Source organism: Blastococcus deserti, from assembly GCF_042682525.1.
Lineage (GTDB): Bacteria > Actinomycetota > Actinomycetes > Mycobacteriales > Geodermatophilaceae > Blastococcus_B > Blastococcus_B deserti.
In genome coordinates this window covers 115,200-139,054 of sequence record NZ_JBHUHP010000016.1, presented here as the reverse complement: position 1 = coordinate 139,054, position 23,855 = coordinate 115,200, and the positions used below count along the sequence as shown (strand labels likewise).

At 73.7% G+C, this 23,855-nt stretch carries 16 protein-coding genes, 1 tRNA gene and 3 pseudogenes; 10 read left to right on the top strand and 10 right to left on the bottom strand.

The annotated features are described in order from the left end of the window. The first annotated feature begins 12 nt into the window (after positions 1-12). The 8 genes and pseudogenes from ACFSHS_RS16305 (at position 13) to ACFSHS_RS16270 (ending at position 11,174) form a co-directional block, all read left to right on the top strand. Positions 13-780 (top strand): DUF4386 domain-containing protein, encoded by a 768-nt coding sequence (locus tag ACFSHS_RS16305; RefSeq protein ID WP_376878354.1) that lies wholly within the window; start codon positions 13-15, stop codon positions 778-780. Then, positions 777-1,802: an NAD(P)-dependent alcohol dehydrogenase gene (locus tag ACFSHS_RS16300; RefSeq protein ID WP_376878351.1), complete on the top strand. Its 1,026-nt coding sequence runs from the start codon at positions 777-779 to the stop codon at positions 1,800-1,802. The genes ACFSHS_RS16305 and ACFSHS_RS16300 overlap by 4 nt, the downstream gene beginning before the upstream one ends. Continuing rightward, positions 1,799-2,203: pseudogene (locus tag ACFSHS_RS16295) on the top strand (ATP-binding cassette domain-containing protein); the annotation flags it as partial. The gene ACFSHS_RS16300 and the pseudogene ACFSHS_RS16295, both read left to right, overlap by 4 nt. A 224-nt stretch (positions 2,204-2,427) precedes the next feature. Then, positions 2,428-2,613, top strand: a complete 186-nt coding sequence (locus ACFSHS_RS16290) for a hypothetical protein (protein ID WP_376878795.1) — start codon at positions 2,428-2,430, stop codon at positions 2,611-2,613. Next, positions 2,607-2,831, top strand: a complete 225-nt coding sequence (locus ACFSHS_RS16285) for a hypothetical protein (RefSeq protein ID WP_376878793.1) — start codon at positions 2,607-2,609, stop codon at positions 2,829-2,831. The genes ACFSHS_RS16290 and ACFSHS_RS16285 overlap by 7 nt, the downstream gene beginning before the upstream one ends. A 492-nt stretch (positions 2,832-3,323) precedes the next feature. Next, a complete protein-coding gene (locus ACFSHS_RS16280; protein WP_376878348.1) occupies positions 3,324-7,835 on the top strand; it encodes an NACHT N-terminal Helical domain 1-containing protein in 4,512 nt (1,503 codons plus the stop codon). A gap of 442 nt (positions 7,836-8,277) precedes the next feature. Then, positions 8,278-8,645: pseudogene (locus ACFSHS_RS16275) on the top strand (transposase); the annotation flags it as partial. A 477-nt stretch (positions 8,646-9,122) separates the two neighbouring features. After that, positions 9,123-11,174, top strand: coding sequence for an NACHT domain-containing protein (locus ACFSHS_RS16270; RefSeq protein ID WP_376878345.1), 2,052 nt, complete (start codon positions 9,123-9,125; stop codon positions 11,172-11,174). A 21-nt stretch (positions 11,175-11,195) separates the two neighbouring features. On the opposite strand, the gene ACFSHS_RS16265 is transcribed toward ACFSHS_RS16270, so the two are convergent. The 3 genes from ACFSHS_RS16265 to ACFSHS_RS16255 all read right to left on the bottom strand — a co-directional run bounded on the left by ACFSHS_RS16265 (position 11,196) and on the right by ACFSHS_RS16255 (position 12,703). Then, positions 11,196-11,333, bottom strand: a complete 138-nt coding sequence (locus ACFSHS_RS16265; RefSeq protein ID WP_376878342.1) for a hypothetical protein — start codon at positions 11,331-11,333, stop codon at positions 11,196-11,198. Positions 11,334-11,552: 219 nt separating this feature from the next. Continuing rightward, positions 11,553-11,906 carry a hypothetical protein gene (locus ACFSHS_RS16260; protein ID WP_376878339.1) on the bottom strand — a complete coding sequence of 118 codons (354 nt, stop codon included), beginning with the start codon at positions 11,904-11,906 and terminating at the stop codon, positions 11,553-11,555. Next, the gene (locus ACFSHS_RS16255; protein WP_376878336.1) at positions 11,903-12,703 is read right to left on the bottom strand and encodes an alpha/beta fold hydrolase; all 801 of its coding nucleotides are present in this window, start codon (positions 12,701-12,703) and stop codon (positions 11,903-11,905) included. Before ACFSHS_RS16255 ends, ACFSHS_RS16260 begins: the two co-directional genes overlap by 4 nt. Positions 12,704-12,827: 124 nt before the next feature. On the opposite strand from ACFSHS_RS16255, the gene ACFSHS_RS16250 reads away from it, so the two are divergent. After that, positions 12,828-13,898 carry a class I SAM-dependent methyltransferase gene (locus ACFSHS_RS16250; protein WP_376878333.1) on the top strand — a complete coding sequence of 357 codons (1,071 nt, stop codon included), beginning with the start codon at positions 12,828-12,830 and terminating at the stop codon, positions 13,896-13,898. Here ACFSHS_RS16250 and ACFSHS_RS16245 read toward each other — a convergent pair. Beyond that, positions 13,880-16,990 (bottom strand): ATP-binding protein, encoded by a 3,111-nt coding sequence (locus tag ACFSHS_RS16245; protein ID WP_376878331.1) that lies wholly within the window; start codon positions 16,988-16,990, stop codon positions 13,880-13,882. The two genes, ACFSHS_RS16250 and ACFSHS_RS16245, sit on opposite strands and share 19 nt — an antisense overlap. A gap of 112 nt (positions 16,991-17,102) precedes the next feature. Between ACFSHS_RS16245 and ACFSHS_RS16240 the strand changes: the two are divergent. After that, positions 17,103-17,294: pseudogene (locus ACFSHS_RS16240) on the top strand (transposase); the annotation flags it as partial. A gap of 198 nt (positions 17,295-17,492) precedes the next feature. Here the strand turns inward: ACFSHS_RS16240 and ACFSHS_RS16235 are convergent. The 6 genes from ACFSHS_RS16235 to ACFSHS_RS16210 form a co-directional block, all read right to left on the bottom strand. Beyond that, positions 17,493-17,563, bottom strand: a tRNA-Gly gene (locus tag ACFSHS_RS16235). A gap of 243 nt (positions 17,564-17,806) precedes the next feature. Beyond that, on the bottom strand, positions 17,807-18,070 hold the full coding sequence (locus tag ACFSHS_RS16230; protein ID WP_376878328.1) for a hypothetical protein: 264 nt from the start codon (positions 18,068-18,070) through the stop codon (positions 17,807-17,809). Beyond that, a complete protein-coding gene (locus ACFSHS_RS16225) occupies positions 18,067-18,459 on the bottom strand; it encodes a class I SAM-dependent methyltransferase (RefSeq protein WP_376878325.1) in 393 nt (130 codons plus the stop codon). The genes ACFSHS_RS16230 and ACFSHS_RS16225 overlap by 4 nt, the downstream gene beginning before the upstream one ends. Continuing rightward, positions 18,456-19,475, bottom strand: a complete 1,020-nt coding sequence (locus tag ACFSHS_RS16220; RefSeq protein WP_376878322.1) for a phosphotransferase family protein — start codon at positions 19,473-19,475, stop codon at positions 18,456-18,458. Before ACFSHS_RS16220 ends, ACFSHS_RS16225 begins: the two co-directional genes overlap by 4 nt. Beyond that, positions 19,472-20,563 (bottom strand): class I SAM-dependent methyltransferase, encoded by a 1,092-nt coding sequence (locus tag ACFSHS_RS16215; protein WP_376878320.1) that lies wholly within the window; start codon positions 20,561-20,563, stop codon positions 19,472-19,474. Before ACFSHS_RS16215 ends, ACFSHS_RS16220 begins: the two co-directional genes overlap by 4 nt. Before the next feature lie 111 nt (positions 20,564-20,674). Then, positions 20,675-23,854 carry an ATP-binding protein gene (locus tag ACFSHS_RS16210; RefSeq protein ID WP_376878318.1) on the bottom strand — a complete coding sequence of 1,060 codons (3,180 nt, stop codon included), beginning with the start codon at positions 23,852-23,854 and terminating at the stop codon, positions 20,675-20,677. Position 23,855 lies beyond the last annotated feature (1 nt).

Below are 23,855 nucleotides of genomic sequence, written 5' to 3'. Positions count from 1 at the left end.
CCGGAGACCGCCATGACAGCCACCACTCCGACCGCGCCGCCGAACACGGCCCCGCCCGATCCGATGCGGCGGACGTCGCGCGCCGCGGGGATCCTCTACCTGGTCACGTTCGTGTCCGTGCCCACGCTCATGGTGTTCGAGCCGGTGCGGGACGGCGCCGAGTTCGTCCTCGGCACCGGCAGCGCCACCGCCGTGCTGTGGGGGTCCTTCTCCGAGCTGGTCGTCGCCCTGGCCGGCATCGGCACCGCGGTGGTGCTGTTCCCGGTGACCAAGCGGGTGAGCGAGACGGCCGGCCTCGGGTTCGTCACCGCCCGGGTCGTCGAGGGCAGCCTCATCATCGTCGGCGTCGTCAGCATCCACACGCTCGTCAGCCTGCGCGACGACGTCGCGCGCACGGCCGACGCCGACCAGGGCTCGCTGGTCACGACCGCGCACACCCTGGTCGCGACCTACGACTGGACGTTCCTGCTGTCCCAGAGCCTGATGCCCGTCTTCAACGCGCTGTGCCTGGGCTACGTGCTCTACCGGTCCGGCCTCGTGCCCCGCATCCTGCCCACCCTGGGGCTCGTCGGCGCCCCGCTGCTGCTGGCCTCCGACATCGCGATCTTCGGCGTCATCGACCGAGTGTCGCCGTTCGCCGCGGTCGCCTTCATCCCGATCGCCGTGTGGGAGTTCTCGCTCGGGGTGTACCTGACCGTCAAGGGCTTCCGGCCGTCCGCCGTCGCCGCCCTGCCACCGGCGGTCGGTGCCGCCGCTGTGCCCGCGCCGGCGATCCGATGAGGGCCGCGGTCTACCGCCGGTTCGGCGGGCCGGACACCGTCCGGGTCGAGGAGCTGCCGCGGCCGTCGGTCGGCCCCGACGACGTCCTCATCCGGGTGCACGCCAGCACGGTCAGCGCCGCCGACCACCGCGCCCGCAGCCGCGAGGTGCCCCGCGGGCTCGGCCTGCTCGCCGCGGCGGGGATCGGGCTCTTCCGGCCGAAGCACCCGGTGCTCGGCTTCGATGCCGCCGGCGTCGTCGAGACGGTCGGGTCCAACGTCACCGAGTTCCGGGCCGGAGACGAGGTGATCGCCATGCTGGGCGGGCACTTCGGCGGACACGCCGAGTACGCCCTCGTTCGGCCGGGCGACGCCATCGCCCGCAAGCCCGCCACCATGACCTTCGAGGACGCCGTCACGCTGGTCTTCGGCGGGCTGACCGCCCGGTGCTTCCTCCAGCAGGCCCGCCTCGCCCCGGGCGCGGCGGTGCTGGTCAACGGGGCATCGGGCGCGGTGGGCACCGCGGCCGTGCAGCTCGCCGCGCACGCCGGCGCGCACGTGACGGGAGTCTGCAGCGGCGCGAACCGCGAGCTGGTGACGTCGTTGGGCGCCGACCGGGTGATCGACTACACCATCGAGGACTTCACCGCTGAGCCGGCCGGCTACGACGTGATCGTCGACTGCGTCGGCAACGCCCCGTTCGAGCGGGTGCGGCATCTGCTGGAGCCGGGCGGCGCGCTGCTGCTGGTGATCACCGACCTACGCGGGCTGCTGCTCGCGCCGGTGCGCCGCCGGCGGACCGGCCACCTGGTCACCGCCGACGTCGGCACGCCCACCGCCGAGGACCTGGCGTTCCTGGTCGACCTCGCCGAGGCCGGCGCCTACCGGGCGGTCCGCGATCGGACCTACGACCTCGCGGACATCACCGAGGCGCACCGCTACGTCGACACCGGCCGCAAGCGCGGCAACGTCGTCCTCCGCCTCACCGGCGAGCAGCCGGCGCCAGAGGCCACCGCCCAGCAGACCGAGGAGGCATCGTCATGATCGAGGCGCACGAGCTGACCAAGCGCTACGGCGAGAAGACTGCCGTCGACGGCATCAGCTTCACCATCGCTCCCGGCTCGGTCACCGGTTTCCTCGGACCCAACGGAGCCGGCAAGTCCACCACCATGCGGATGGTCATGGGCCCGGACCGGCCGACGTCGGGCGAGGTGACTGTCAACGGCAAGCCCTACCCCGAGCACCGCTCCCCGCTGTCCGAGGCCGGGCCGCTGCTGGACGCCAAGGCCGTGCATCCGGGCCGCAGCGCCCGCTCCCATCTGCGCACCATGGCCGCGACGCACAACATCCCGGCCTCGCGCGTGGACGAGGTGATCGAGGTGACCGGCCTGGCCACGGTCGCCGGCAAGCGGGTCGGCGGCTTCTCCCTCGGCATGGGCCAGCGGCTCGGGATCGCCGCGGCGATGCTTGGCGACCCCCGCACGCTCACCCTCGACGAGTCGGTCAACGGCCTGGACCCCGAGGGCGTGCAGTGGGTGCGCCGGCTGGTGCGGTCCCTCGCCGAGGAGGGTCGGACCGTGTTCATCTCCTCGCACCTGATGAGCGAGATGGCGCAGACCGCCGACCAGCTGCTGGTCATCGGCCGCGGCCGCATCCTCGCCGCCGGCCGGTGCAGCAGGTCATCGACTCGGTGTCCGGCGCCGCGGTGCGGATGGGCTCGCCGCGCGCGACCGAGCTCGCCGACCTCGTCTCCGCCGACGGCGCCGTCGCCACCTCCCCGGAACCCGGGGTGCTCGACCTGCACGGCATCGACACCGACGCGGTCGGTTGCTCACCGCGAAGGCGGTCGTGCTGACCGCCGTGACCGTGGCGGTCGCCGTCGTGAGCATCGCCCTGGCCTACGTGGTGACGATGCCCGTCCTGTCCGACCTGGAGCTGCTTCCAGCGCTGGACGACGGTCGCACGTGGCAGGTGTTCGGCGGCACCGTGTACTTCCTGGTCGCCGCGGCGCTGTTCGCCCTGGGGGTTGGGACGCGCTGCGATCCACCGCAGCCGCCATCACGGTCGCGCTGACGGTGCTCCTGCTGCACCGGCTCTGACGGCCTGCGGGTCGGCAGCCTCGCAGGTTCGGCGGTGAGCTCCGGTGACCGCACTTTGGGGCGCTCGGGTCGGTCCGGGCCCGCTGTTGCTGCAGAAGGTCCGGAGGTTGCGGCCGGGCGCCGCCCCCGGCCCCGTCGCCGCACGCCAGGGGCCAGCCGGACGGCGGCAGCCGGAGTTCTCCGGCGCCTTTCCTCAGCGATGTCACGTTGTCCCCGGCGTGCCCGGCTGGGCCGCCACCGGGTCCCGGCTGGCGTCGGCGCGGAGCTTCGCGACGGCCCTGCGCGCGGCCTGGCCGGTGCGCCGCTGCCTTGGCCGCGGCCGGTCATCGGGCGGACCGGACCGGTCCGTCGTCGGCTTCCCCTGAGCGCGGACGGCGGCATCGTCTTCCGGTGCGGACCGGCCCGGAGGAGCATCGGCCGCACGGGCCCCGTGTCCGGACCACTGGAGCACCTGGGGAGGTTCCCGGTGGCTACTGCCGAGTCCGCCGCCATCGCGCTCGGGCGGGTCGTCGTCCAGAAGGCGCTGGACGCGCTGATGAGGGACAGCAACCTCGCCGACGAGCGCCGCAAGGACCTCACCGAACTTCGGCCGAGGACCCTCGGTGAATGGCTCCGCCGGACCGATCCGGCGGGACAGGTCGAGAACCTGGTCCGGAGCGTCGACGCGGAGCTGGAGCCGCTGGTCCGGTCGGAGATGCCCCGGCTGGCGCCCAACGAGCGGGCGGCGGCGCTGTGGGCGGTCGTCGAGACCTTCCGCCGCGCGGACCTCTCTGACCGCGCGCTGTTCGACGTGGATCTCGACGCGAGCAAGCTCACCCACCGGCTGTTCACCAGGCTCGTGCAGGTCAAGCGGGCGGAGCGGCTGAGCCCGGACGGCAGCGCCTTCTACGACCGGGTGCTGGAGCGCAGCTGCGACCTCTACGTCCGGATCGTCCGCCAGGTGCCGGCTCTCGTGCCGCGTGCCCTGATCGAGACGCTGTCCCGGCTGACCGGCCTGGCCCACGGGCAGCAGGACCTGAAGGAGGAGCTGCGGCTGATCCTGCGGCTGCTCGAGGAACGGCTGCCGATGGACGGCGGCGTCCGGCTCGACGCCGACGCGGCGATCGCCGATCGCGTACAGGCCCTCGTGCGGGACCGCGGCACGGTGGTGGCCGGCAGGGATGCCGCGTACGAGAAGCTCGACCGGTACGTGTCCACCCAGGCGGAGGGCCCGCTGGTTGTCCGCGCGCCGGCCGGCTTCGGCAAGACCGCCCTGCTGGCCGGGTGGACGCAGCGTCCGCCAGCCGAGGGCCGGGTGGTCGTCAGCCACTTCTTCGCCGCCGACCGGGGCCTGACGTCGATCACCGAGGGCTTCCGCCTGCTGCTGCGGCAGTTGGGCGAGCTGGCTCCCGCCCTTGCGGCCGCCGAGGCGGACCCCGACCGGCTGCCGGGCCTTCTGTACGACGCGCTGAAGCGCTGGAGCGAGCACTCCGAGAACCGGCTCGTGGTGGTGCTCGATGCGCTGGACGAGGCCGATGCGCTCCCCGGAGCACCACCGTTTCCGGTGCCGTTGCCGGCGAACGTCTCGGTGCTGCTGTCGACCCGGGCAGACGACGGGTCACGGGCCGCGGTTCCGGCCCTGGGTGTCTGGGCCCGGCGGGGGACGTACCTGGACCTGGCGCCGCTGGACCGGGAGGGATTGCGGGACTGGCTGCTCGCGACCGGCGACGACCGGCTGGCCGGGCTTGCGGCCGACGCGGGGTTCGTATCCAGGCTCGCCGCAGCGACCGCGGGCTTTCCCCTCTTCGCGCACTATCTGCTGCAGGACCTCTGCGACGCCGCCGATCCGCAGCAGGCGCTGCCCGCCGTTCCGGCCGGTGGCTCCCCGCCCGACTTCGCCAAGTACGTCCGGGAGCAGTACGTCGGGCTCGGTCGGGACCGGCCCGACCGGGCGGCCCAGGACCTCTTCGCCCTCGTGGTCGTCGCACCGGCGCCGGTCCCGCAGCAGATTGTGCAGAAGCGCACCGGGCTCACGTCGGTGGAGCTGCAGGGGCTGCCCTGGTCTGTGCTGCGCTGGCTCACCGTGCAGCAGGTCGACGGCAGCGCCGTGTACGCGCCGGCTCACCCGCTCCTGGCCCGCGACTTTCGCCCGCGGCTGGGCGAGCAGGCGACGGAGGCGCAGGACTTCCTGGTGGACTACTGCGCGCGGTGGCGGGAGGACGACACGGGATGGACGCTGCGCTGGTCCGCCGCCGTTCTGGCCGGGGCCGGCCGGAGCGATGAGCTGTACGCGCTGGCCCGAGACGTCGCCTACCGGCTGGCACAGATGCTGGCCGATCCCCGCCAGCCGGACCTGCCGCTGGCGACCCTGGACGCGGCCATCACGCACGCGGCATCCGAGCGGAACGCCCCAGTGGTGGGGGAGTTCCTGCTGGAGCGCGCCGCCCATGCGGAGGCGGTGGTCCGGGGGCGCACCCCGCTGGCCGCGCTGCAGGAGGGCTCGCTGGAGGAGGCGCGGCGGCGGGCTGCCCTCTCCGGTGCGGAGTTCTCGGCGCTGTGGACTCTGCTTCTCGCTTGGGAGCTGGCCGACACCGGGCAGGCGGAGGCGGTGGCGGAGCTGGTCGCCGACATCCCCGAGGCCGCACCCCGACAGCTCACCGGCCGGTCGGCCCGGGTCGCGGCGCTCTGCCTCGAGCCCCTGGCGCGCTCGGCGCCGCACATCTTCGCGCGGCGCCGCCGACAGCTGCTCGAGGGCGCCGACGACGGGATCGACGGCGACGCCGCGACGGCGCTCTCGGGTCTCGCCGAGCGGCTGGTCGACGACGGGCTGGACGACGCGGCGCTCGCGACCGTGCGGTCGATGGGTGCGCCCCGGGTCGACCCGATCCGGGTGCGCATCGCCCGCCGGCTGGCCGGCTGCGGGGACCTCGACGGTGCCCGTCGTGCGGCGGGGGCGGTGCGCAGCCCGCGGCAGCGGGTGCGTGCGCTCGCCGCCGCTGCGCGCGGCTGCGTCGCGGCGGGACGCCGGGTCGACGGTGACGAGCTGTTCCGGCTCGCCCGCGAGGCGGTGGCGGAGACCGGGGACCGGCGGGAGTGGACGCTGGCCGACCTCGCGGAGGAGCAGGCCGGCGCCGGTGACTTCACCAAGGCCGGCGCCACCGCGCAGGAGATCGGGGACGTCTTGCCCCGGTCGCGCGCGTTGCTGACTCTGGTTGCCGAGCAGGTGGCCGCCGGGGCCGACCCCGCGGACGCACTCACGGAGCTGCGCCGGTGTGCCGAGAGCGCGCGAGCCGACCGAGTGACGCTGCGGCTGGCCACGGCCTGCTTCCGGGCGGGGGCGCGGGACGATGCGCGGGAACTGTTCTCGGAGGTGCTCGCGCGCAGCGCGTCGCCGGAGGATCGCCAGGACGTCGTCGACGCCCAGCTCGACGGCGAGGATCTCGATGGGGCGCTGCAGACGTTGCGCTCTTTGGAGCCGGCCTGGCGGCCCCAGCTGCTTGAACGCCTCGCTGTCGCCCGGGCAGCCGGGCGCGGCCTGGGCGCGGGCCTGGAGCTGCTGCAGGATCTGCCGATCGACGGCGAGCGCCGCGCCGACGTCCTCGTCGCCCTGGCCGAGCACGCCGCCGCCACGGGGTCGGCATCCTCCGCCCGGTCCCTGCTGGCCGCCGCGCTCAGCAGCCGGCCGCCGGTCGCACCGGGAGCAGATGCCGCTGAGGTGGCCATCGGGGACCTCGTCCGGACGCTCGCCGAGAACGACCGGCTGGCCGAGGCCCGGCAGGTGCTCGACCTCCTCCCCAGCGGCTGGGCCCGCTCCGAGGCGCTGCCTGCCCTCGCAACCGCCCTGGTGGAGCGGGGCCGCAACGACGTGGTCGCCGAGCTCGCCGGCTTCGCGGAACGCGAGTGGGACCGGGACCGAGTGCGGGAAGCGATCGCCGCGGCGCTGGCGGAGCGGGGTCGGCATGGCGAGGCGATGGCCGAGGTCGCCCGCATCGGCCGGATCGGCGCGGCCAACGTCGCCCTGGTCCGCATGGGGCGCGCCGCCGCGCGGCACCGCCGCTACGACGACGCCGAGGAGTGCCTGGCGCAGCTGCGCTCGGGGAGTCTCGTGGTCGATTCCGAGCGGGACCGCATCCTCGCCGCCGTCGCGACCGCCCGGTTCGAGGACAGTGACCTGGACGCCGCCGGGCGGTCGATCGAGCAGATGCGGACGGAGGAGGAGGTGTCCGCCTGCCTGGCCGAGATGGCCCGGAGAGCCGCGACACCTGCTGCTCTGGACGCGGTCCGGGGGTGGACGCAGGACCGATTGGGGCCGCTCGGAAGGTTGGCGCCGCTGGCTGCGCTGGTACGCGCCGGCGGGGACCGGAACGGCGACGCCGCCGCGCTGGCGGTGTCCGCGCGGGAGGTCCTCGCCACGCTGTCCGGGGCGGGCGGGCGCGAGGGAATCCCGGCGCACCGGGCCTCCGGCTGGTTCGCCGAGGTCGCGGCCGACGTGGCGATCGAGCTGGACCGCGCCGGTCGCGGCGACCTCTCCCGGCGGGTGCGGAGCTCGGCGTACCGGCTGCCGCACGGCGCCCAGGCCCGGCGCGGCATCTATGCCGCCTACGTCCGGGCGGGACGTCGGGATGTCGCGCAGAAGGCGCTGGACGCGATGGACGACGACGCGGAGCGCGCCCGGGCTGTCCGGCACGCCATGACAGGGGCGGAGGGGCAGCTCTGGGGGCAGCTCGCCGACCTGCTGATCGGGTTCACCCTGGCGGCCGGACGGCGCTCGGGGGTGGCGTCCTCCGCCCGGGCGCTCGCCGCGGCCGGTGACTGGGACCGGCTGACGGTGCTGCTGCGCATCGGCGCGGGAACGCTGGCGGAAGCCTGCTCCCTGTGCGCCGCCCTTGCCGCCTTCTCGCCGGCCGACGGGGTGCAGTTGGGACACCACTTGAGTTCGGTGCTGTCCCAGGAGGGTCCCTACAGTGAGCCGCCCGAGTTGGCCCTGGGTCTCCGCTAGCTTGCGTCCTCGGCCGCCACGGCGGCCGGGCCGCACCTTCCCCGGTTCCGTCGCGGCCTACTAAGAAGCACACAGGCGTTCCGGGTTTCCAGCCGTCCGCGCCGCGACGATGAGCAGTCCCAGGAGAGGGGTCAAAGCGGCCGACCGCAGCCATCGACTGCGCCAGCCGAGGATCGCGAGGCTGCGGCACTCCGAGTGGACGTCTCCCAGCCTCCTTCGACGGGGAGGTCACCCGGCTTCCGCGCTGCTGGCACATGCTGCGGCCCGCTTCTCGGCGCCCGGTGACGTCCCCGCTGGTGGTGTAGTCCAGGTCACCGCTCGCGTGGGTGATCACGTGCGAGGGGCCATCGTGTGATGGTCAGCGAGACCACGCCAATGGTTCTCGCGGAAGGACACAGCACACGATGGCCCTCGACCAGCCCTGCTCGAGGTGCTCGAGGCGCTGAAGGCCGCCGAAGTCGATGACCGGACTCGCTCGGCGGCCACGACGATCTACCAGGCGTTGATGGAGGCCGAACTCACCGCGGTGATCGGCGCCGGCAGCACGAGCGCACCGAGGCCCGCCCCGCCCAGCGCAACGGCTCCCGCCCCCGGACGCTGACGACCACCGCCGGGGATCTGGGCTGCGGATCCCGAAATTGCGGGCCGGGTCGTTCTTTCCCTCGCTGCTGGAGCGCCGGCGGCGGATCGACCAGGCGCTGTTCGCCGTGGTGATGGATGCCTACCTGCACGGCGTCTCGACGGAAGGTCGACGACCTGGTCCGCGCCCTGGGCGCCGACACCAACATCTCCAAGTCCGAGGTGTCCCGGGACCGACACCCTGTCGAGCTGGGCAGACCGGCATATGGGCCGGTCAGCATGTGGAGCGGGTGATGGGAATTAAACTCGCACAGTCAGCTTGGAAGGCGTGGGATTCCAAGCGTCATGTTGGCTGGTCAGCGCCGAGTCAGGCGGATGCCGTGCCTTCGGCGTGCCTCAGCGCGACATCGGCGGCCGAAGAGCGGCTCCTCGCTGTCGCTCGGACCGTTGCCAGTCAATGCCGCGGTTCGCGGAGGCATCTGCGGCCACGCAGAGGGCCGGGGGCTCAAGCGTGGCGCTGTGGGTGCGTCCATTCGACCGGGTGCTGAGGGTGGCGCAGACGTTGAGCGATCTTGTGCGCGAAACAGTCGGGGACCTCCGCTCAGCGGCCAACCGCCGCTGGGCCTCCTGGGAGCGAACAGGCATAACGTGCGGTCGGCGGCGCTCAATTGCGGGCTACGGCAGCGACGTCTGGTGCGACCATGGGCCATGGGCTTCTCGCGCCGACGCTGGGCCGTAGCGGTCTCCGTCACCATCCTTGCGGCGGCGGCCGTGGGCTGGGTGTGGTGGATTCTTGGCCTGACTGGCTCAGCCAGAAAATCGGCACTGGAAATCAGCGGCTTTTCGGTGTCGCTGCTTGCACTAGTCAGCGCTTTAGTCCCGCTCCTACTGAAGGCCGGAATCCGTGCGCAGCAGACGGTGCGGCCGGTCGAAGAGTTGACCGGGCTGCTTGCGGTGGCGGTCCGACAGCAATGGGAAGAGGCTGCGGCGGAGCGGCAGCTAACTTCACCCGCTCCAATCCCCGTTCGCTGGCTACCTTCCGAAGGGGTCATCACCGGCCCAGTGGGGGCAGCACTTGATGGCGTGCGGGCGGGCGCCGCATTCCAACCGCTGCCGGGACTAGCAGCGGTAGCCGAAGAGAATCTGGGCGTCGGCGGGGGACTGGAGCAGCTGCACGCTCTTTACGGTGGACTAGCATCGGGGCGGTTGATCGTCGGCGGGGGGCCGGGCTCGGGAAAGACGGGGGCCGCAGTACTGCTGTTGCTGCGGGCACTGAGGCATCGACGAGATGTCGCTAACGCAGACTCGCAAGTTCCTGTACCTGTGATCTTCACTCCACATGGTTGGAAAAGCGACCTATCCATCCCAGAATGGCTGGCAGGTCGCCTCACAGAAAGCTACGGATTCCTTGCTCATCCGGGTGGGCGGGCCGAAGCGAAGGAGTTGATCGCAGACGGGCGAGTCTCGCTGATCCTGGACGGCTTCGACGAGGTTGCCGAGGACGTACGCCCCAAGTTGCTTGAGGCGTTGAGCGGCACTCCGTTGCGGATGGTGGTGTTGACTCGGATGGATGAGATGGTATCCGCGGCGCAGGGGCATCGACTAATGGATGCCGCCGCGGTACAACTCGACCGCATATCTGGATGCGCCGCTGCCGACTACTTGGAGCGAGCGTCAGTCAGCACGAGTCTCCCCGACGGGTGGGGCGTCCTGCTCGTGCGCTTGCGCCAGGAGTCGGACGGGACCCTGGCGCGCTGCCTTTCTACCCCGTTGGCACTCACCCTGGTCCGGGATGCGTACCGCAGTGGGGATGATGTGCGGGATCTTATGAGGCTGGCTGATGAGTCTGGCCGTCCCGAGATAGTAGAAGACCATCTTCTTGCCCGGCTAGTAAAAGTTGTCTATACCAGCCGCGCGGGCCAGGCTCCCTCTCGATATACGCCAGAGCAGGCCAGTCGAACGCTTGAGTTCGTCGCGTGGCATGCGAGCGACACGCGAGACTTCGCATGGTGGCACGTTCTGTATTGGACGTCCAAAGCACCCCGGTCGGTTGGTTCTGGGCTGATTCTGGGATCTCTGACTGGCCTGCTGGTAACAATGTGGACCGGACGGGAGTCTGGCGTTGTGGTTGGTCTCACGGTTGGTCTCGTGACGACACTCGTGATGGGTGTGCCTGCCGGCTGGTCAGCGGGGCTGGTATTGGGGCTCCTGCTCTGGCTGGTGGCGGGGCTAAAAATGGGTTGGATGGTTGGTCTAGCGGTCGGATTGGCAGCCGGACTCGCTATCGCCTTTGCGTCTTGGTTGGTGGACGTTCTTTCTATGTGGGTGAACCTCGATCGTGGAGGGTGGGTTGACCGGTGGCCTGCGGGTTTGAAGAACTCTACGTCGCTCGATCCGGTTTCATCCTGGCGTGCGAACCGGCGCCACGCTTTATTTTCGATGCTGACACTCTGGCTGCTATGTGCGGCATTCATCGGTTTGACAGCCCCTTGGAAGTCTGCAACGGCGGCCGAGTTGGTGACTGGTATTGTCGTTGTCCTGGCGTTCAGCTTGACACTGGGGCTGTTGACCCACAAGTCTTACGTTGTAGGGCTAGGGTGTCTGCAGCTCTGCTTGGGGGCTCGACTCCCCTTGCGCCTCTTGCGCTTTCTGGAAGACGCGCGAGTGCGTGGCGTGCTCCGAACCGCGGGTATTTATTACCAGTTCCGTCATGCCCGTCTTCAGGATCAGCTATCGGCGAAGTTTAAGGCCGTGCGTTAGTCGTAGACGTTATGAAACTTCTCAGGCTGAGATGCGTTCGGAGCAGCCGACCACCGCGTCGTGCAGGAGTCCTGAGATCTCGTCGGCGAACATCTGGATCGCCTGGACGGCGTACTGGGCCTTCACGCTGGCCGCCGCGGTGACGGTGATGGGAAGCATGAGCCGCCCCTTACCATCCAGGCCGCGAATGAACTCGTTGCTGCGCGCCGCGGCCGGCTCCGTGGGTAGCGCCGGCGGACACCGGCCGACGCCCTCCGTCTGGCTGCCGTCGCCGCCGACGACACCGCGGCCACCGCCCGGCGGCGGCTCGCGGGCGTCGAACTGCGGCAGGGAGACACCGAAGAGCTGCCGTACCGCGACGACTCCTTCGACGCCGGACTACGTGGCCAGCCTGCTGGCGGCAGCGGCCTGATCGGCGGCGGCGACCGGCTCGTCGGCTCGGCCGGCGAGCGCGGCCCCCTTCCGGAGCGCGGCCGCGCACATCCGCCGGGCCTCGGCCAGCCGGGTCAGGATGAGCACGGCCGCGGGACCGTTGACGAGCGCGGGTAGTCCGGCGGCGAGGTGGCCGGTGGCGATCGCCCAGGTGGCCCACACTGCAGCGTTCGCGAGGGTCAACCAGTACGTCGCCGGGGACAACGCCTCCAGTCGGTCGCTGTGGAGCGCTCGGGCCGCCTGAGGCAGTCCGAGCAGCGTCGACAGCGCCGCACCGGTCCAGGCCAGGACCTCGATCATGCCGCGAACCTCCCATCAGTGTTCCCATCGCGCTCGTGCCAGAACGCCCGGAGCGCGTCGTTGATGGACGTGCCGGTGAACTGGATCTCGTGGCCTGCGCCGGCCACCACCGCTCGGGAGGCGCCGATCCGCTCCGCGAGGTCGTCGCAGATGGCGTCGAACCCGGCGCTGTGGCCGCCGGAGACGACGAGCTTCGGGAACGCCGCGCCGGCGAGTTGCTCGAGCGGTAGATCGGCGTCCCAGACCGGCCTGCCACGGCGGAACACGGGCACGAGCGGCAGGGCGGCGGCGAGGAAGTCCGGGGTGAACTCGTCCGGATCGCTGCCGACCGCCTTGAGGAAGCCCACGACCCAGGGCTCGTCGGGAACCTCGGCGTCCCACATCCGCCGCACCTGCTCGACGAGCGCTCTGCCGTTCGAATCGTGCTGGCCCAGTGTGAAGGCGCCGGGCTCCAGGAGGGCCAGCGACAGGGTGGCCTCGGGCTTGCGGGCGGCGGCGAAGAGGACGCCGAGGCCCCCGTACGAGTGGCCCACCAGATGGGCGCCGTCCCCCATGAGCTCGACGATGTCCTCGGCGTCGCGCAGGAAGTCCTCCCCGGCGGCAGCCGGGCTGCGCCCGTAGCCGCGGCGGTCCGGCGCCAGCAGGCGGAATCTCTCGTCGGCGAGGGGGCGCTGGGCGACCCATTCCTCGGCGGCCGTGGCGAGGGAGCCGTGCACGAGCACCACGGGGGTGCCGGAACCCCAGGCCTCCACGTGGATCCCGGTGTTGGTCACGGTCTCCGTCGTCGTCGCGGTCATCTCTGTCCTCCATCCGTCGGACCGCCCCTCGCGGTCGTCACAGGAGAGGGCGGAAGGTGTCGCCTCACGGTGGGAGGCGGCGCCTCGCGCCTGTAGGGCACGACGACAACCCGAGGAGGAAACCGTGAGTGCTGTCTCGACGACGACGACCCTCGACGAGCGCGTGGTGAGCGCGACCGTCGGTGCCCTGGAGCTGTTCGGCATCTACCTGGGCGACCGCCTGGGGCTGTACGACGCGTTGCGGCGTTGCGGGCCCAGCACGCCCGCGGAGCTCGCCGGAGCGGCGGGGATCAATGGCCGGTATGCCCGTGAGTGGCTGGAGCAGCAGGCGGTCGCGGGGCTCCTCACCGTCGACGACGAGACGGCGGGAGCCGAGGCGCGCCGCTACGCCCTTCCCGAGGCGCACGTGGGCGTGGTGGCCGACCCGCTGGCACCGGACCACGTCCTCCCGCTGGCTCGCATGGTGGTGGGGATCGCCCCGGTGCTCGACGAGGTGGCGGAGGCCTACCGCCGTGGCACGGGTGTGCCCTACGCGCGGTACGGCAGTGAGTTCCGCGCGGGACAGGGGGCGATCAACCGGCCGGCCTTCACCTCGTCGCTGGTCGAGGAGTGGCTGCCGGCGCTCGGCGGAGCGGCGGAGCGTCTCGCCGGCGGGGGCCGGCTGGCGGATCTCGGCTGCGGCCTGGGCTGGTCGGCGATGGCGGTCGCGCGGGCGTTTCCGCGTGCCGACGTCGTCGGTATCGACGGGGACGCGGCGTCGATCGCCGAGGCCCGCGCCGCCGCCGTTCAGCAGGGCGTCGCCGTGCGCTTCGAGTGCGCCGACGCTGCGTCGCTGGCGGCCGGGGAGCCGTTCGACGTCGTGCTCCTGCTCGAGGCGCTGCACGACCTCGCACGGCCTGTCGCGGTGCTGTCGGCAGCGCGCGCGGCCCTCGCGGCGGACGGCGCGCTGCTGGTGGCCGACGAGGCTGTGGCACCGGCGTTCAGTGCGCCGGGCGACGAGATCGAGCGGCTGATGTACGGCTGGAGCATCACGCACTGCCTGCCGGCGGCCATGGCCGAGCAGCCGTCCGCCGCGATCGGCACCGTGCTCCGGGAGGACGTCGTCCGGGCGCTGGCGCACGAGTCCGGCTTCGGGCGGGTGGAGGTGCTCGACGTGGACGGCGGCTTCTTCCGCCTCTACGCCCTGCGGCCCTGACCCGCGCGGATCTCCCACCGCACCGGAGCCTCAGGCCGGTAGGAGCACCACGTCCCGGTCCGGACTGCGTGCTTGAGGTGCCGCCCGAGCTCCGGGTGCAGCTCGGCGGCATTGCGGACGGCGGCCCGCAGCCGCCAGCCGACCGCCGAGCGGGCCCGCTCCACCGCTGATCCGGTGGCGCGGCCGCGACTGGAGAGCCCGAAGGCCTCGGCGAGCTGCTGGACGAGCGCGTCGAGCTCGGCCTCGACCCGCTCGGCGCGGGCAGGGTCGTTGTCAGCGCGGGCGTCGTCGGCCTCCTCCTGGAGTTCGAGGATCCGGCGCTCGTAGGCCCGTCGGGCCTGCTGGTCGATCGCGGGTCCCGGCTCGGCGCCCACGTCGGCGGCACCCATGAGTTCCAGGCAATGCACGTCCTGGTCCGGCCGGGAGAGGAGGACGGCGATGTCCCCCAGACCTTTGCTGTCGCGAAGCCGGACCGTCCGCCCGGCGTACGTCGCCGCCCAGGTCACGCCCTCGCGAACCAGCGAGGCGGGTGCCGGCGCGGCGGACGGCGCCAGCTCGCGCGCCGGCTGAGGCGGTGCCAGGGCCGGGGGATCGCCGACCAGGCCGACCCGCTGGTGAGCGGCGCGCGCCTGGACCTCGTAGGCGCGCGCCTCGGCGTCGTGCCCCAGGAAGCGGGCAAGCATGGCGAGGTACCACGACACCGAGCCGGTGACCGCGGCGCCGATGCCCTCGACGCAGAAGAGATCCGCGTAGGGGCGGAGTTGCCCGTACAGAGTCTCCGCCTCCTTGCGTGCACCGGCGAGCACGGCGGCCTCCGCCAGCTGGGCCGACTCCGGGAGCCACTCGGAGTCGCCGCTGCGCTCACGGGGCGGCGCGGAGCTCCACAACCGCAGCAGGACTCGCGCCTTCTCCCCGTCGCCCTGCTGCAGGGCCGCGATCGCCCGGGGGCCGGCGGTGACCGGCGGACCGGACCCCACCACCCGCCCGAGCACATCGGCCATCGCGTTCCCGGCCTCGGCGAATCGACCCTCGTAGCGCTGCTGCACCCACCACGACGTGAAAGTGAGCACCGTGGCGTTGCCGCTGACCGCCTGCATCCCCAGTTCCTCGGCCTCCGCCCGACGGCGGGCCGCCTCGTCGAGCTCGCGCCGCATGAGTGACCGCATGCCCTTCCAGAGGGGCACGTACCAGCGGTAGAGCGGCCGCCGCAGGCGGTCGGCCACCCGTGCGAACCGCTCGATCTCGGCGTCGGCCTCGCCCACCTCGCCCAGCTCCAGCAGTGCCACCAGCCGGAGCCGGCGGCCGAGGAGCTCCAGCTGCGGGTCGGCGGCTCGGAGTCCGAGCCGGATGACCGCCTCGGCCTCGTCGCGGCGGCGGGCACAGGTATCCGGACCGGCGACGACGTCGCAGTGGCCGGCCAGCGCGTATCCGAGCGCCCGCGGGTCGTCCACCTGCCGGGCCATCGCGACCGCGGCGTCGCTGAGCTCCCGGCGGCGGGTCTCGGAGTCCATGAAGGACAGGGCCACCGACAGCCGGGCGAGCACCCATGCACGCAGCACGGACGGCTCCTCACCGAGCGCGGCGAGCGCCTGCTCGAGCAGCTCGACCTGCGCCACGTCGAGCAACTGCACCTCGAACCCCCCGAGGCCGCTCCCGAGGCCCAGGGCGGCGCGGGCCAGCTGGTCGGCGTCCCGGTCCCGCTGTGCCCCCGCCGCGGCCTCGCGGTACGCGTGGCGCGCGCGGGCCACGTCGCCCGCGGCCAGGGACGCCTCGCCCAGGCCGAGGAACAGCTCCGTGCGCCGAGCGCCGTCGGCGTCGTCCCCCAGGGCGTCGAGCGCTCGGCTGAACCACTCCGCTGCCCGCTCGTAGGCCAGGAGCCCGAGGTCGTGCCGGCCGGAACGGACCGCGTAGTCGACGGCGCGCTCGCGGTCTTCGGCGTCGACGGCGCCCTGCAGGAGGTGGTGCGCGAGTTGCGGCAGGCGGTGGTGCGCCTCCCTCTCGAGCATGGCCGCCATGCGGCGGTGCAGCCCTGCCCGGGCCGGATAGGGCAACCCGTCGTAGAGGACTTCCTGCACGAGGGCATGGACGAACCCGAAGCCGGCACCAGTCGGCTGCACCAGACCGGCGGAGGTGGCCTCCTCCATCGCAGCGAGGACGTCGTCCCGCGGGGCCTCCGTCAGCGAGGCCACCGTGCCGACGTCGAACTCCGGGCCGACGACTGCGCCCGCGCTCACCATCTCGCCCGTCCGCGACGACAGGCGAGCGAGTCGCTGGGCGACCACGGCCCGGACGCTGGAGGGGACCGACGCGGGTGAGCTGCCTCCGAGCGAGTCGCCGGAATCCGCGCCGTCGAGCAGGCACAGCAGTTCGCGGACGAACAGGGGGTTCCCGCCGGTCCTGCGGTGCAGGATCGAGACGGCGCTCGTGGGCAGCGCCTCGCCGGGCGTCAGGGCAGCCGCCAGCGTGCTGACGTCGCGCTTGGCCAGGCCACTGAGGGAGACGTGGAGTCCGCTGTCGGTCAGGTCGGCGAAGCAGCGCAGCAGGGGATGACCGGCGTCGAGGTCGGTGCTCCGATAGGTCCCGATCACCGTCAACCGCCGGGCCCGGGGATCGCGTCCCACGAACTGCAACAAGCGCAGCGATGGCTCGTCCGCCCAGTGCAGGTCGTCGATCACGATCACGAAAGGCCGTGGCGCGGCGGCCACAGCAAGCACGGCCACCACGGCGTCGAAGAGCCGGAACCGCGCACCCTCGGCCTCGCCGACCGTCTCGGCCTCGTCGAGCAGCCGGGCCACTTCCTGGTGGTCGGTGGGGGAGTGGCCCGCATCGGCCGCGCCGTCGCCCGTCGCGACCGCACGGAGGAGCTGCTGCCATGGCCAGAACGCGGGCGCCCCGTCGCCGGGCCAGCAGCGAGCCCACAGCACCGGCACCGCGACCCGCGCCGCGACCTCCGTGACCAGACGGGTCTTGCCGATGCCGGCTTCGCCGCCGACGAACGCCACTCGGCCGTCGCCGACCTCGGCCGCCGCCACGGCTGCGAGCAAGGCGCCGAGTTGCGTCTCCCGGCCGACGAACGGCTCCTGCCCGGCCACGGTTCCCGATCGTGGCCCCGTGCCCGCTGCCGGTCCAGCACGCCCGCCGTGACCTACACCGAGGAGTTTCGGCAGCGAGCCGCGCAGCTGGTGATGGAGAGCCGGGCGCAGCGTCCGCGAGGTCGCCGGCGAGCTGGGGATCAACCACGAGACGCTGCGCAACTGGGTCGCCGCGGAACGCCGGGAGCGAGCCGGACGGGCCCGCGCGCTCAACACTCCGCCGCCGGCATTCCCGGCTCGGCAACCTCATCCCCACCCGACTACCGAGACCATGCACGTGACACAGAAAAGGGTGTCCGCCTGAAGGGGGCCACTGCAGATCGATGTCTACAGCGGCATGACGTCGATACCGTTCATGTTGAGAAAGTGCCTCAACGGTGCCACGAGCATCGGCTAGATCGGGTCGTCAGCGGTGATCAGAGGTCGCTACCCCTGAGGCACGTAGCAGGTCAAGACGCGCGTTCAGCTGGGTAGACACGCAGACGAACTGGTCAGAACGTAGAGCGGGTGACCGGGATCGAACCGGCATGGCCAGCTTGGAAGGCTGGGGCTCTACCATTGAGCTACACCCGCGAGACTGTGGGAGGGAACCGGCCCCTCGCCGTGTAAGACACCAGCTGACCGAGATCAGCCGGGCTTCCAGTCCGCAGAGAGGGTAGCGCGGTCGGGTTTGATGGCCGCGAGGCGGTCGAGGTGTCAGCGGACGACGGCCGACAGGAAGACGACGGCGGGCCGGTACGGCTCCATCACCGGGACGACGCGCTCTATCGCGGCCGCGCGCACGACCGCCCGGCGGACCGGACCGAGCTCGGCCAGTCAGGCCGCGTAGTGCCCCTGCCCGAACCGGTAGTCCACCAGATCGGCCGCGGTTCCCACCCCCACGTCCACGGTGCGCTCCTCCACGGAGATCCCGGTGAAGCCGGCGTCCAGCGCGGCCGCACGCATCGCCGTCCGTGACCCGACCCGTGGCACGGCCACCGCCTCGAGCCGCCGGTACCACGCCGGCACCGCGAAGCCGCACCCGACCGCGACCTCGTCCACGAGGTCCCGGACGGCGCTGCGGACGGCGCTGCGGATCACGCCCGCAGCAGCGCTCCGCCCGGGCGGGTCACCCGGCGCAGCTCGGCCAGCCCGGCGTGCGGGTCGACCAGGTGGTTGAGGACGAAGGCGGCCAGCACGTCGTCGACCGCGTCGTCCCGCAGCGGCAACCGCGTGACGTCGCCGACCACCGCGGGCGGCCGCGCCCCCAGCTGCCACGACAGCATGTCCGCGGACAGGTCGAGGGCCACCACCCGGGCACCGGCCGCCGCGAGAGCGGCCGAGCCGAGGCCGGTGCCCGCACCGGCGTCGAGCACCGTCCGGCCGGCGAGCGGGTGCGGGGCGCGGCGGACCAGTTCACCGGCGCGTACCCCCGCGCGGCCCCGGTCGCCCAGCCCGCCGCGGGCGCCCGCGTAGCAGTCGGTGCTCACGGTCCGCGCTCCCCGAGCAGCCGGGCGCCGGCGAACGCGGCGCTCGCCCACCAGTCCAGCTCGTCGTCCGGCCCGAGGGCCTTCTCCCAGCCGAAGGTCGCGGTGACGCCCAGCAGGCACAGCCGCAACTGGACGTCGAACCAGTCGCCGGGGTCGAAGCCGTGGCGGGCCAGCGCGGCGCGGAACGCCTCGACGGCGTCCTCCTTCGACTCCGGGAGCCGGGCCCGGTTCAGCGCCAGGTACCAGGCCAGATCCCAGCACGGCGGCCCGGCGCCGGGGTAGGCCCAGTCGAGGAGCACCGTCCGGCCGTCCGGGTGGGAGCCGAGGTTGCCCATCTTCCAGTCGCCGTGCAGGAAGGTGGCCGGGGTCCGGGCCAGGGCGTCGACCAGCGGTCCCGGTTGCCGGTGCACCGAAGCGAGCAGCGCGTGCAGCTCCGGGTCGACCGCGGCCAGCCGGGCCCAGCCCCGCTCGGCGATCCGGACCACGGCGCTCGCGTCGGGGCGGTCGAGCTCCGGGGCGAGCACGTCCGGCGCGAAGAAGCGCAGCCTGCGCTCCATCGGCATGAGGCCCAGGTCGTCGCGCCAGCCCGCCAGGTGCGCGCCGAGCGCGGCCATCGCGTCGAGGAACGCCCGGTGCCGGGCCATCGGCACGACGTCGTCCCCCTCGGGCACCAGGGCCTGGGAGACCTCCCGCATCAGGATGCCCAGGACGGCGTCCGGGCCGATGCCGTCGCGAGCCATGGCGACGACGGCGTGGTCGAGGCACGGCGGCAGGTCGTGCATCAGCCCGGACCGCCAGAGCCGGAACGTGCGCTGGTCGACGTCCCCGGTGACGCGCATGATCCAGTCCGTGGCGTGGCTGACCGTCTTGAGCAGGTAGCGCTGCCCGTCGATGACCAGCCACTCGAACGTGGAGCCGGAGCGGGCGTCGCCCGGGCGGACGGGGGTCCGCGACGTGGCCCCCGCCCGCAGCGCGGCGACACCGGGCTCGATCCGCGGCGCCACCGGGGTGCTCACGGACGGACCTCGAAGACCCGGTTGAACGGGGTCTCGGTGGCCCGCCGCACACGGGTGAACCCGGCCCGGCCCAGCAGCTCGCGCCAGGTCGAGTCCGGCACCTGGTTGCCCAGCTCGTAGGGGCCGTGCTCCGAGCGGGCGTGCGGCCGGCAGATCAGCGGCGCACAGGAGTAGAACATCCGCCCGACGACGGAGACGTTGTCCTCGAGGCGCTCACCGGCCATCGGCTCCACCAGGAGGAACGTGCCGTCGGGTGCCAGCGACTCGCGGACGTGCCGGGCGGCGCCGACCGGGTCGCCCATGTCGTGCAGCGCGTCGAAGACGCAGACCAGGCCGTAGCCGCCGCCTGGGTAGTCGGCCGCCCCGGCGACCTCGAACCGGACGCGGTCCGCGACGCCGGCCTCCACGGCGCGCTGCCGGGCGGCCTCGATGGAGGCCGGGTGGGTGTCGACGCCGAGGAACTCGCTGGCCGGGTAGGCCTGTGCCAGCAGGATCGTCGAGGCGCCGTAGCCGCAACCGACGTCCGCGACCGTGGCGCCGGCCGTCAGCCGTTCCGCGACGCCGTCCAGGGCGGGGATCCACGACCCCACCAGGTTTGCGGCGTACCCGGGCCGGAACAGGCGCTCGGTCCCGCTGAACAGGTCGTCGTGGTGGGCGCGCCACGGGACGCCCGCGCCGGTGCGGAAGGAGTCCACCGCGAGGGTGTCGTCCTTGTAGAGCACACCGGCGAGGACGGCGGCACCGGCCAGGTACGTCGGCGCGGAAGGGTCGGCGAGCACGGCGGCCTGCGCGGGGCTCAGCCGGAACCGGCCGTCGGCGGTCCGCTCGCAGTAGCCGCTCACGTACTGGGCGGCCAACCAGTCCTGCAGGTAGCGCGCGTCGCAGCCGGTGCGCGCGCCGAGCTCCTCGGGGGTGGCGGGGCCCTGGGCGAGCGCTGCCCACAGGCCCAGCTTGTCGCCCAGCGCCACGGACGCCGCGTGGAAGGCGGTGGCGACGTCCGACGCGACGGCGCCGAGGAACCGCTCGACCTCGGCCGGGTCGGCGGGCTCGGGCACGGTGCCGGTGGTGGTGGTCTGCGTTGCGGTCATGGTGCACCTCCTGACGGATGGGGACGGCGCCAGCGTCACGGCCGGCCCCTGCGGGATCCCTGCGGCCGCACCGCAGGCCGGTCGCACGGGCGTGCACGCCCCCGCATCGGCTCACGCGGTCGGCGCGGCGAGCCACCGGTCGGCGAACCTGCACAGCGCATCCCGGTGCTCCCCGGCCCTCACGGCCAGCGCGACAACCCGACGCTCGGCGAGATCCGCCCACCGGGGCACCGCCAGGTACCGCCCCGCCAGGGCCGTCCAGCGCCACGACTCCAGACCGGCGACCTGGTCCAGCGAGGCCAGCACCGGCTCCACCTGTGCGGGGTCGACGGGGTCGCCGGCGGCGTCCCGGGCGGCCGCGAGCAGTACCCGCGCGACCAGCTCGTGCCGGCGGCTGCCCGGCGTACCACCGGCGAGCACGCCGGCCGCGGCTTCCTCGGCGTCCCCGAACCGCCCGTCCAGCAGGGCGATCCGGGCGGTCAGCAGGGCGTGCCGCTCGCGCTGGTGCCACACCATCGTCCCGTGGTCGGCCGGCTGCAGCCGTGCCTGGGCCAGCCGGGCACGGGCCTCGTCGGCGTCCCCGGCCAGCAGCGCGCTCTCCACGAGGTCCAACCCCGCCTGCGCGTGCGGCTCGGGCAACCCGGGGAAGTCCGTCCACGCCAGCGCGGCGGCGTGCTGGTCGTCCGCGGCTTCGAGCTCGCCCAGCCCGCGCAGCACCCAGCCGCGCATGTTGTGGATGACCGCGGCCATCCGCTGCATCCCCGGGATCCCTCGATCGGCTGCCCGGTCGGCGGCGTCGAGGCTCGCCAGAGCGTGGAGCGGGCGGCCGAGCATGCCCAGCGCGTAGGCCTGCGCGAAGTGCCCGTGCCCGGCGGCGTACGGGTGCCGGATCCCGGCCGGGTCGACCAGCGCCTGCTCCGTCAGCTCCAGCGCCTCGGCCGGCCGGCCCTGGTGCGCCCGCAGGGCCGCGAGCCACACCCGCTGCATCCCGTCCCGGCTGCCGGGGGCGGCCGCGAGGGCCGCGGTGAGGTCCTCCTCGGCCGCCGTCAGGTCGCCGCGCGAGTGCCGGATGCGGCCGGCGAGCGCGGCACAGGCCGCGCGGGCGTCGGCGTCCCCGGCATGGCCGGCGCCCAGCGCGGCGAACCGCAGTGCCCTCCCGTGGTCGCGCTGGTAGTAGGCGGTCCAGCCGGCCAGCTCGTAGCCGGCAGCGCCGGCCCCGGCGGCGATCGCCGTCTCCGCCGCCGCCCCGGCGCCGGAGAGGTCGTCGCGGCGGAGCAGGACGTCGGCCCGCACCAGGTGCACCTCCGCGCTCGCGTCCAGCGCGGCGGCCTGGTCGAGGAGCCGTTCCGCGGCGGCGAGGTCGCTGCGTGCGACGGCGAGGCGGGCGGCACGCACCAGCTGCGCGGAGGCGAGGCGGGCGTCGCCGCCGAGGCGGGCGTGCCAGGCGACCCTGAGGGGGTCGGATCGGCCCCGGGCGGCCAGCACGGTGGCGGCGCGGCGGTGCAGGAACGCGGCGCGGGCCGCGCCGGCGGCGGTCGCCGCGACCTCCCGCACCGGCTCGTGGGTGAAGCGGAGGCGGCCACCGCGGTCGGTGAGCAGCCGGAGTCGCAACCCCGCCTCCAGGTGATCCAGCACCGCGCCCGCCGGCATCTCCGTCACGTCGGCTAGCAGCTCGAGATCCACCTCCGGTCCCAGCACGGCGGCCGAGCGCACCGTGGGACCGGCCGGCCCCAGCGCGGCGAGGACCGGCTCGACGGCGTCGCGCACGGTGCCCGGGAGCGGGCCGTCGTCCTCGCTCGCCGCGAGCGCCTGCAGGAGCAGCGGGCTGCCGCCGGAGCGCTTCCACAGCCGCGGTGCCCGCTCCTCGCCCACGATCTCGGCCACCGCGGCGAGGTCCAGCGGTCCCAGATCGAGGTGCTCGGCGCCGTCCGGAAGATCGATCGGCACCGGCCGGGTGGTGCCGACGACGAGCAGCCGCTCGCCGCGGCGGGCGGCGAAGCGCAGCCACTCCAGCGTGCTGGGGCCGGCCATGTGCAGGTCGTCGACAGCGACGACCAGCGGCCGTTCTCCCGCGGCGCGCCGCAGCACCCGGAGCAGCGCGGCGAACAGCTGGGCCCGGGCATGGCCGGCGTCGCTGGGAACGGGCACGGTGACCGGCTCGGTGGGGGGCAGGGCGTCGTCCACCCGGCCGAGCAGTGGCGCGACGGCCGCGGCGTCGGCTGCCAGGACCGCCGACGCGGAGCTCTGGTCGAGGCCGCGGAGGAGCACCTCCAGCCCGTCGAGCAGGGGCTGCAGCGGAAGGTCCCGGCCGAGGATGTCGCAGTGGCCGTGGAGCACGCAGGCCGACGGGGCGGCGGCGGCGAGGAAGGCGTCGAGCAGGACGGTCTTGCCGATCCCCGGTTCCCCGCGGACGACGACCACGCACGTGGCCCCGGCGGCGGCGTCCTGCAGCCGCGCCGCGAGCCGGGCGAGCTCGGGTCCCCGGCCCGCGGGGACCGTTCCCGGGCTCGCGAGGACCGGAGGGGCCGGCTCTCCCCGCAGCAGGCGCGCGTGCAGCTCGGCGGTCGCCGCGGCCGGGTCGGTGCCGAGCTCCCCGGCGAGCCTCGCCCGCAGCTCGGCGAATGCGGCGAGCGCCGCCGCCCGCTTGCCGGCCGCGGCCTGGGCCCGCATGAGGACCCGGAGGGCCTCCTCGTCGTAGGGGTCGGCGTCGAGCACCTCCTGGGCCGCTGCCACCGCGCGCCGGGGCTCGCCGGTGACGACCGCCGCCTCGGCGAGCACCAGCCGCAGCCGCATGCACCGGCGCGCGGCGGCACGCCGTTCCCCGTCGACCCACTCCCCGCTCTCCCCGAGCAGCAGCTCGCCGTCGGCGAGGTCCAGGGCCGTGCGCGCCCGGGCCAGGGCCCGCGCAGGGCTCCCGGCGGCGAGCGCGGCCTCCGCCTCGTCGGCGTGCCGGGCGAACTCGGCCAGATCGGTCCGGACGCCGTCCAGCGCGTACCCCGCCCCCACGCGGCGGATCCGTTCCGGGCCGATCGCCCGGCGCAGCCGGCTGACCAGCACGCCCAGCTGGTCGACCGGGCGTGCGGGGAGATGCTCCGGCCACACCGCGGCGGTGAGCCGCTCGAGGGGGACGCTCCGGCCGTCGGCGGCGGCCAGTACCCCGAGCAGCGTGCGGGCCTTGCGGGTGCCCAGGTCGGCGGGCGGCACGCCGTCGACGTGCACGCCGCCGAACAGCCGGACCCGCAGCTCATCGGGTTTAGTCGCGGCTCCGGCACCCTCACCCGTACGGTCCACG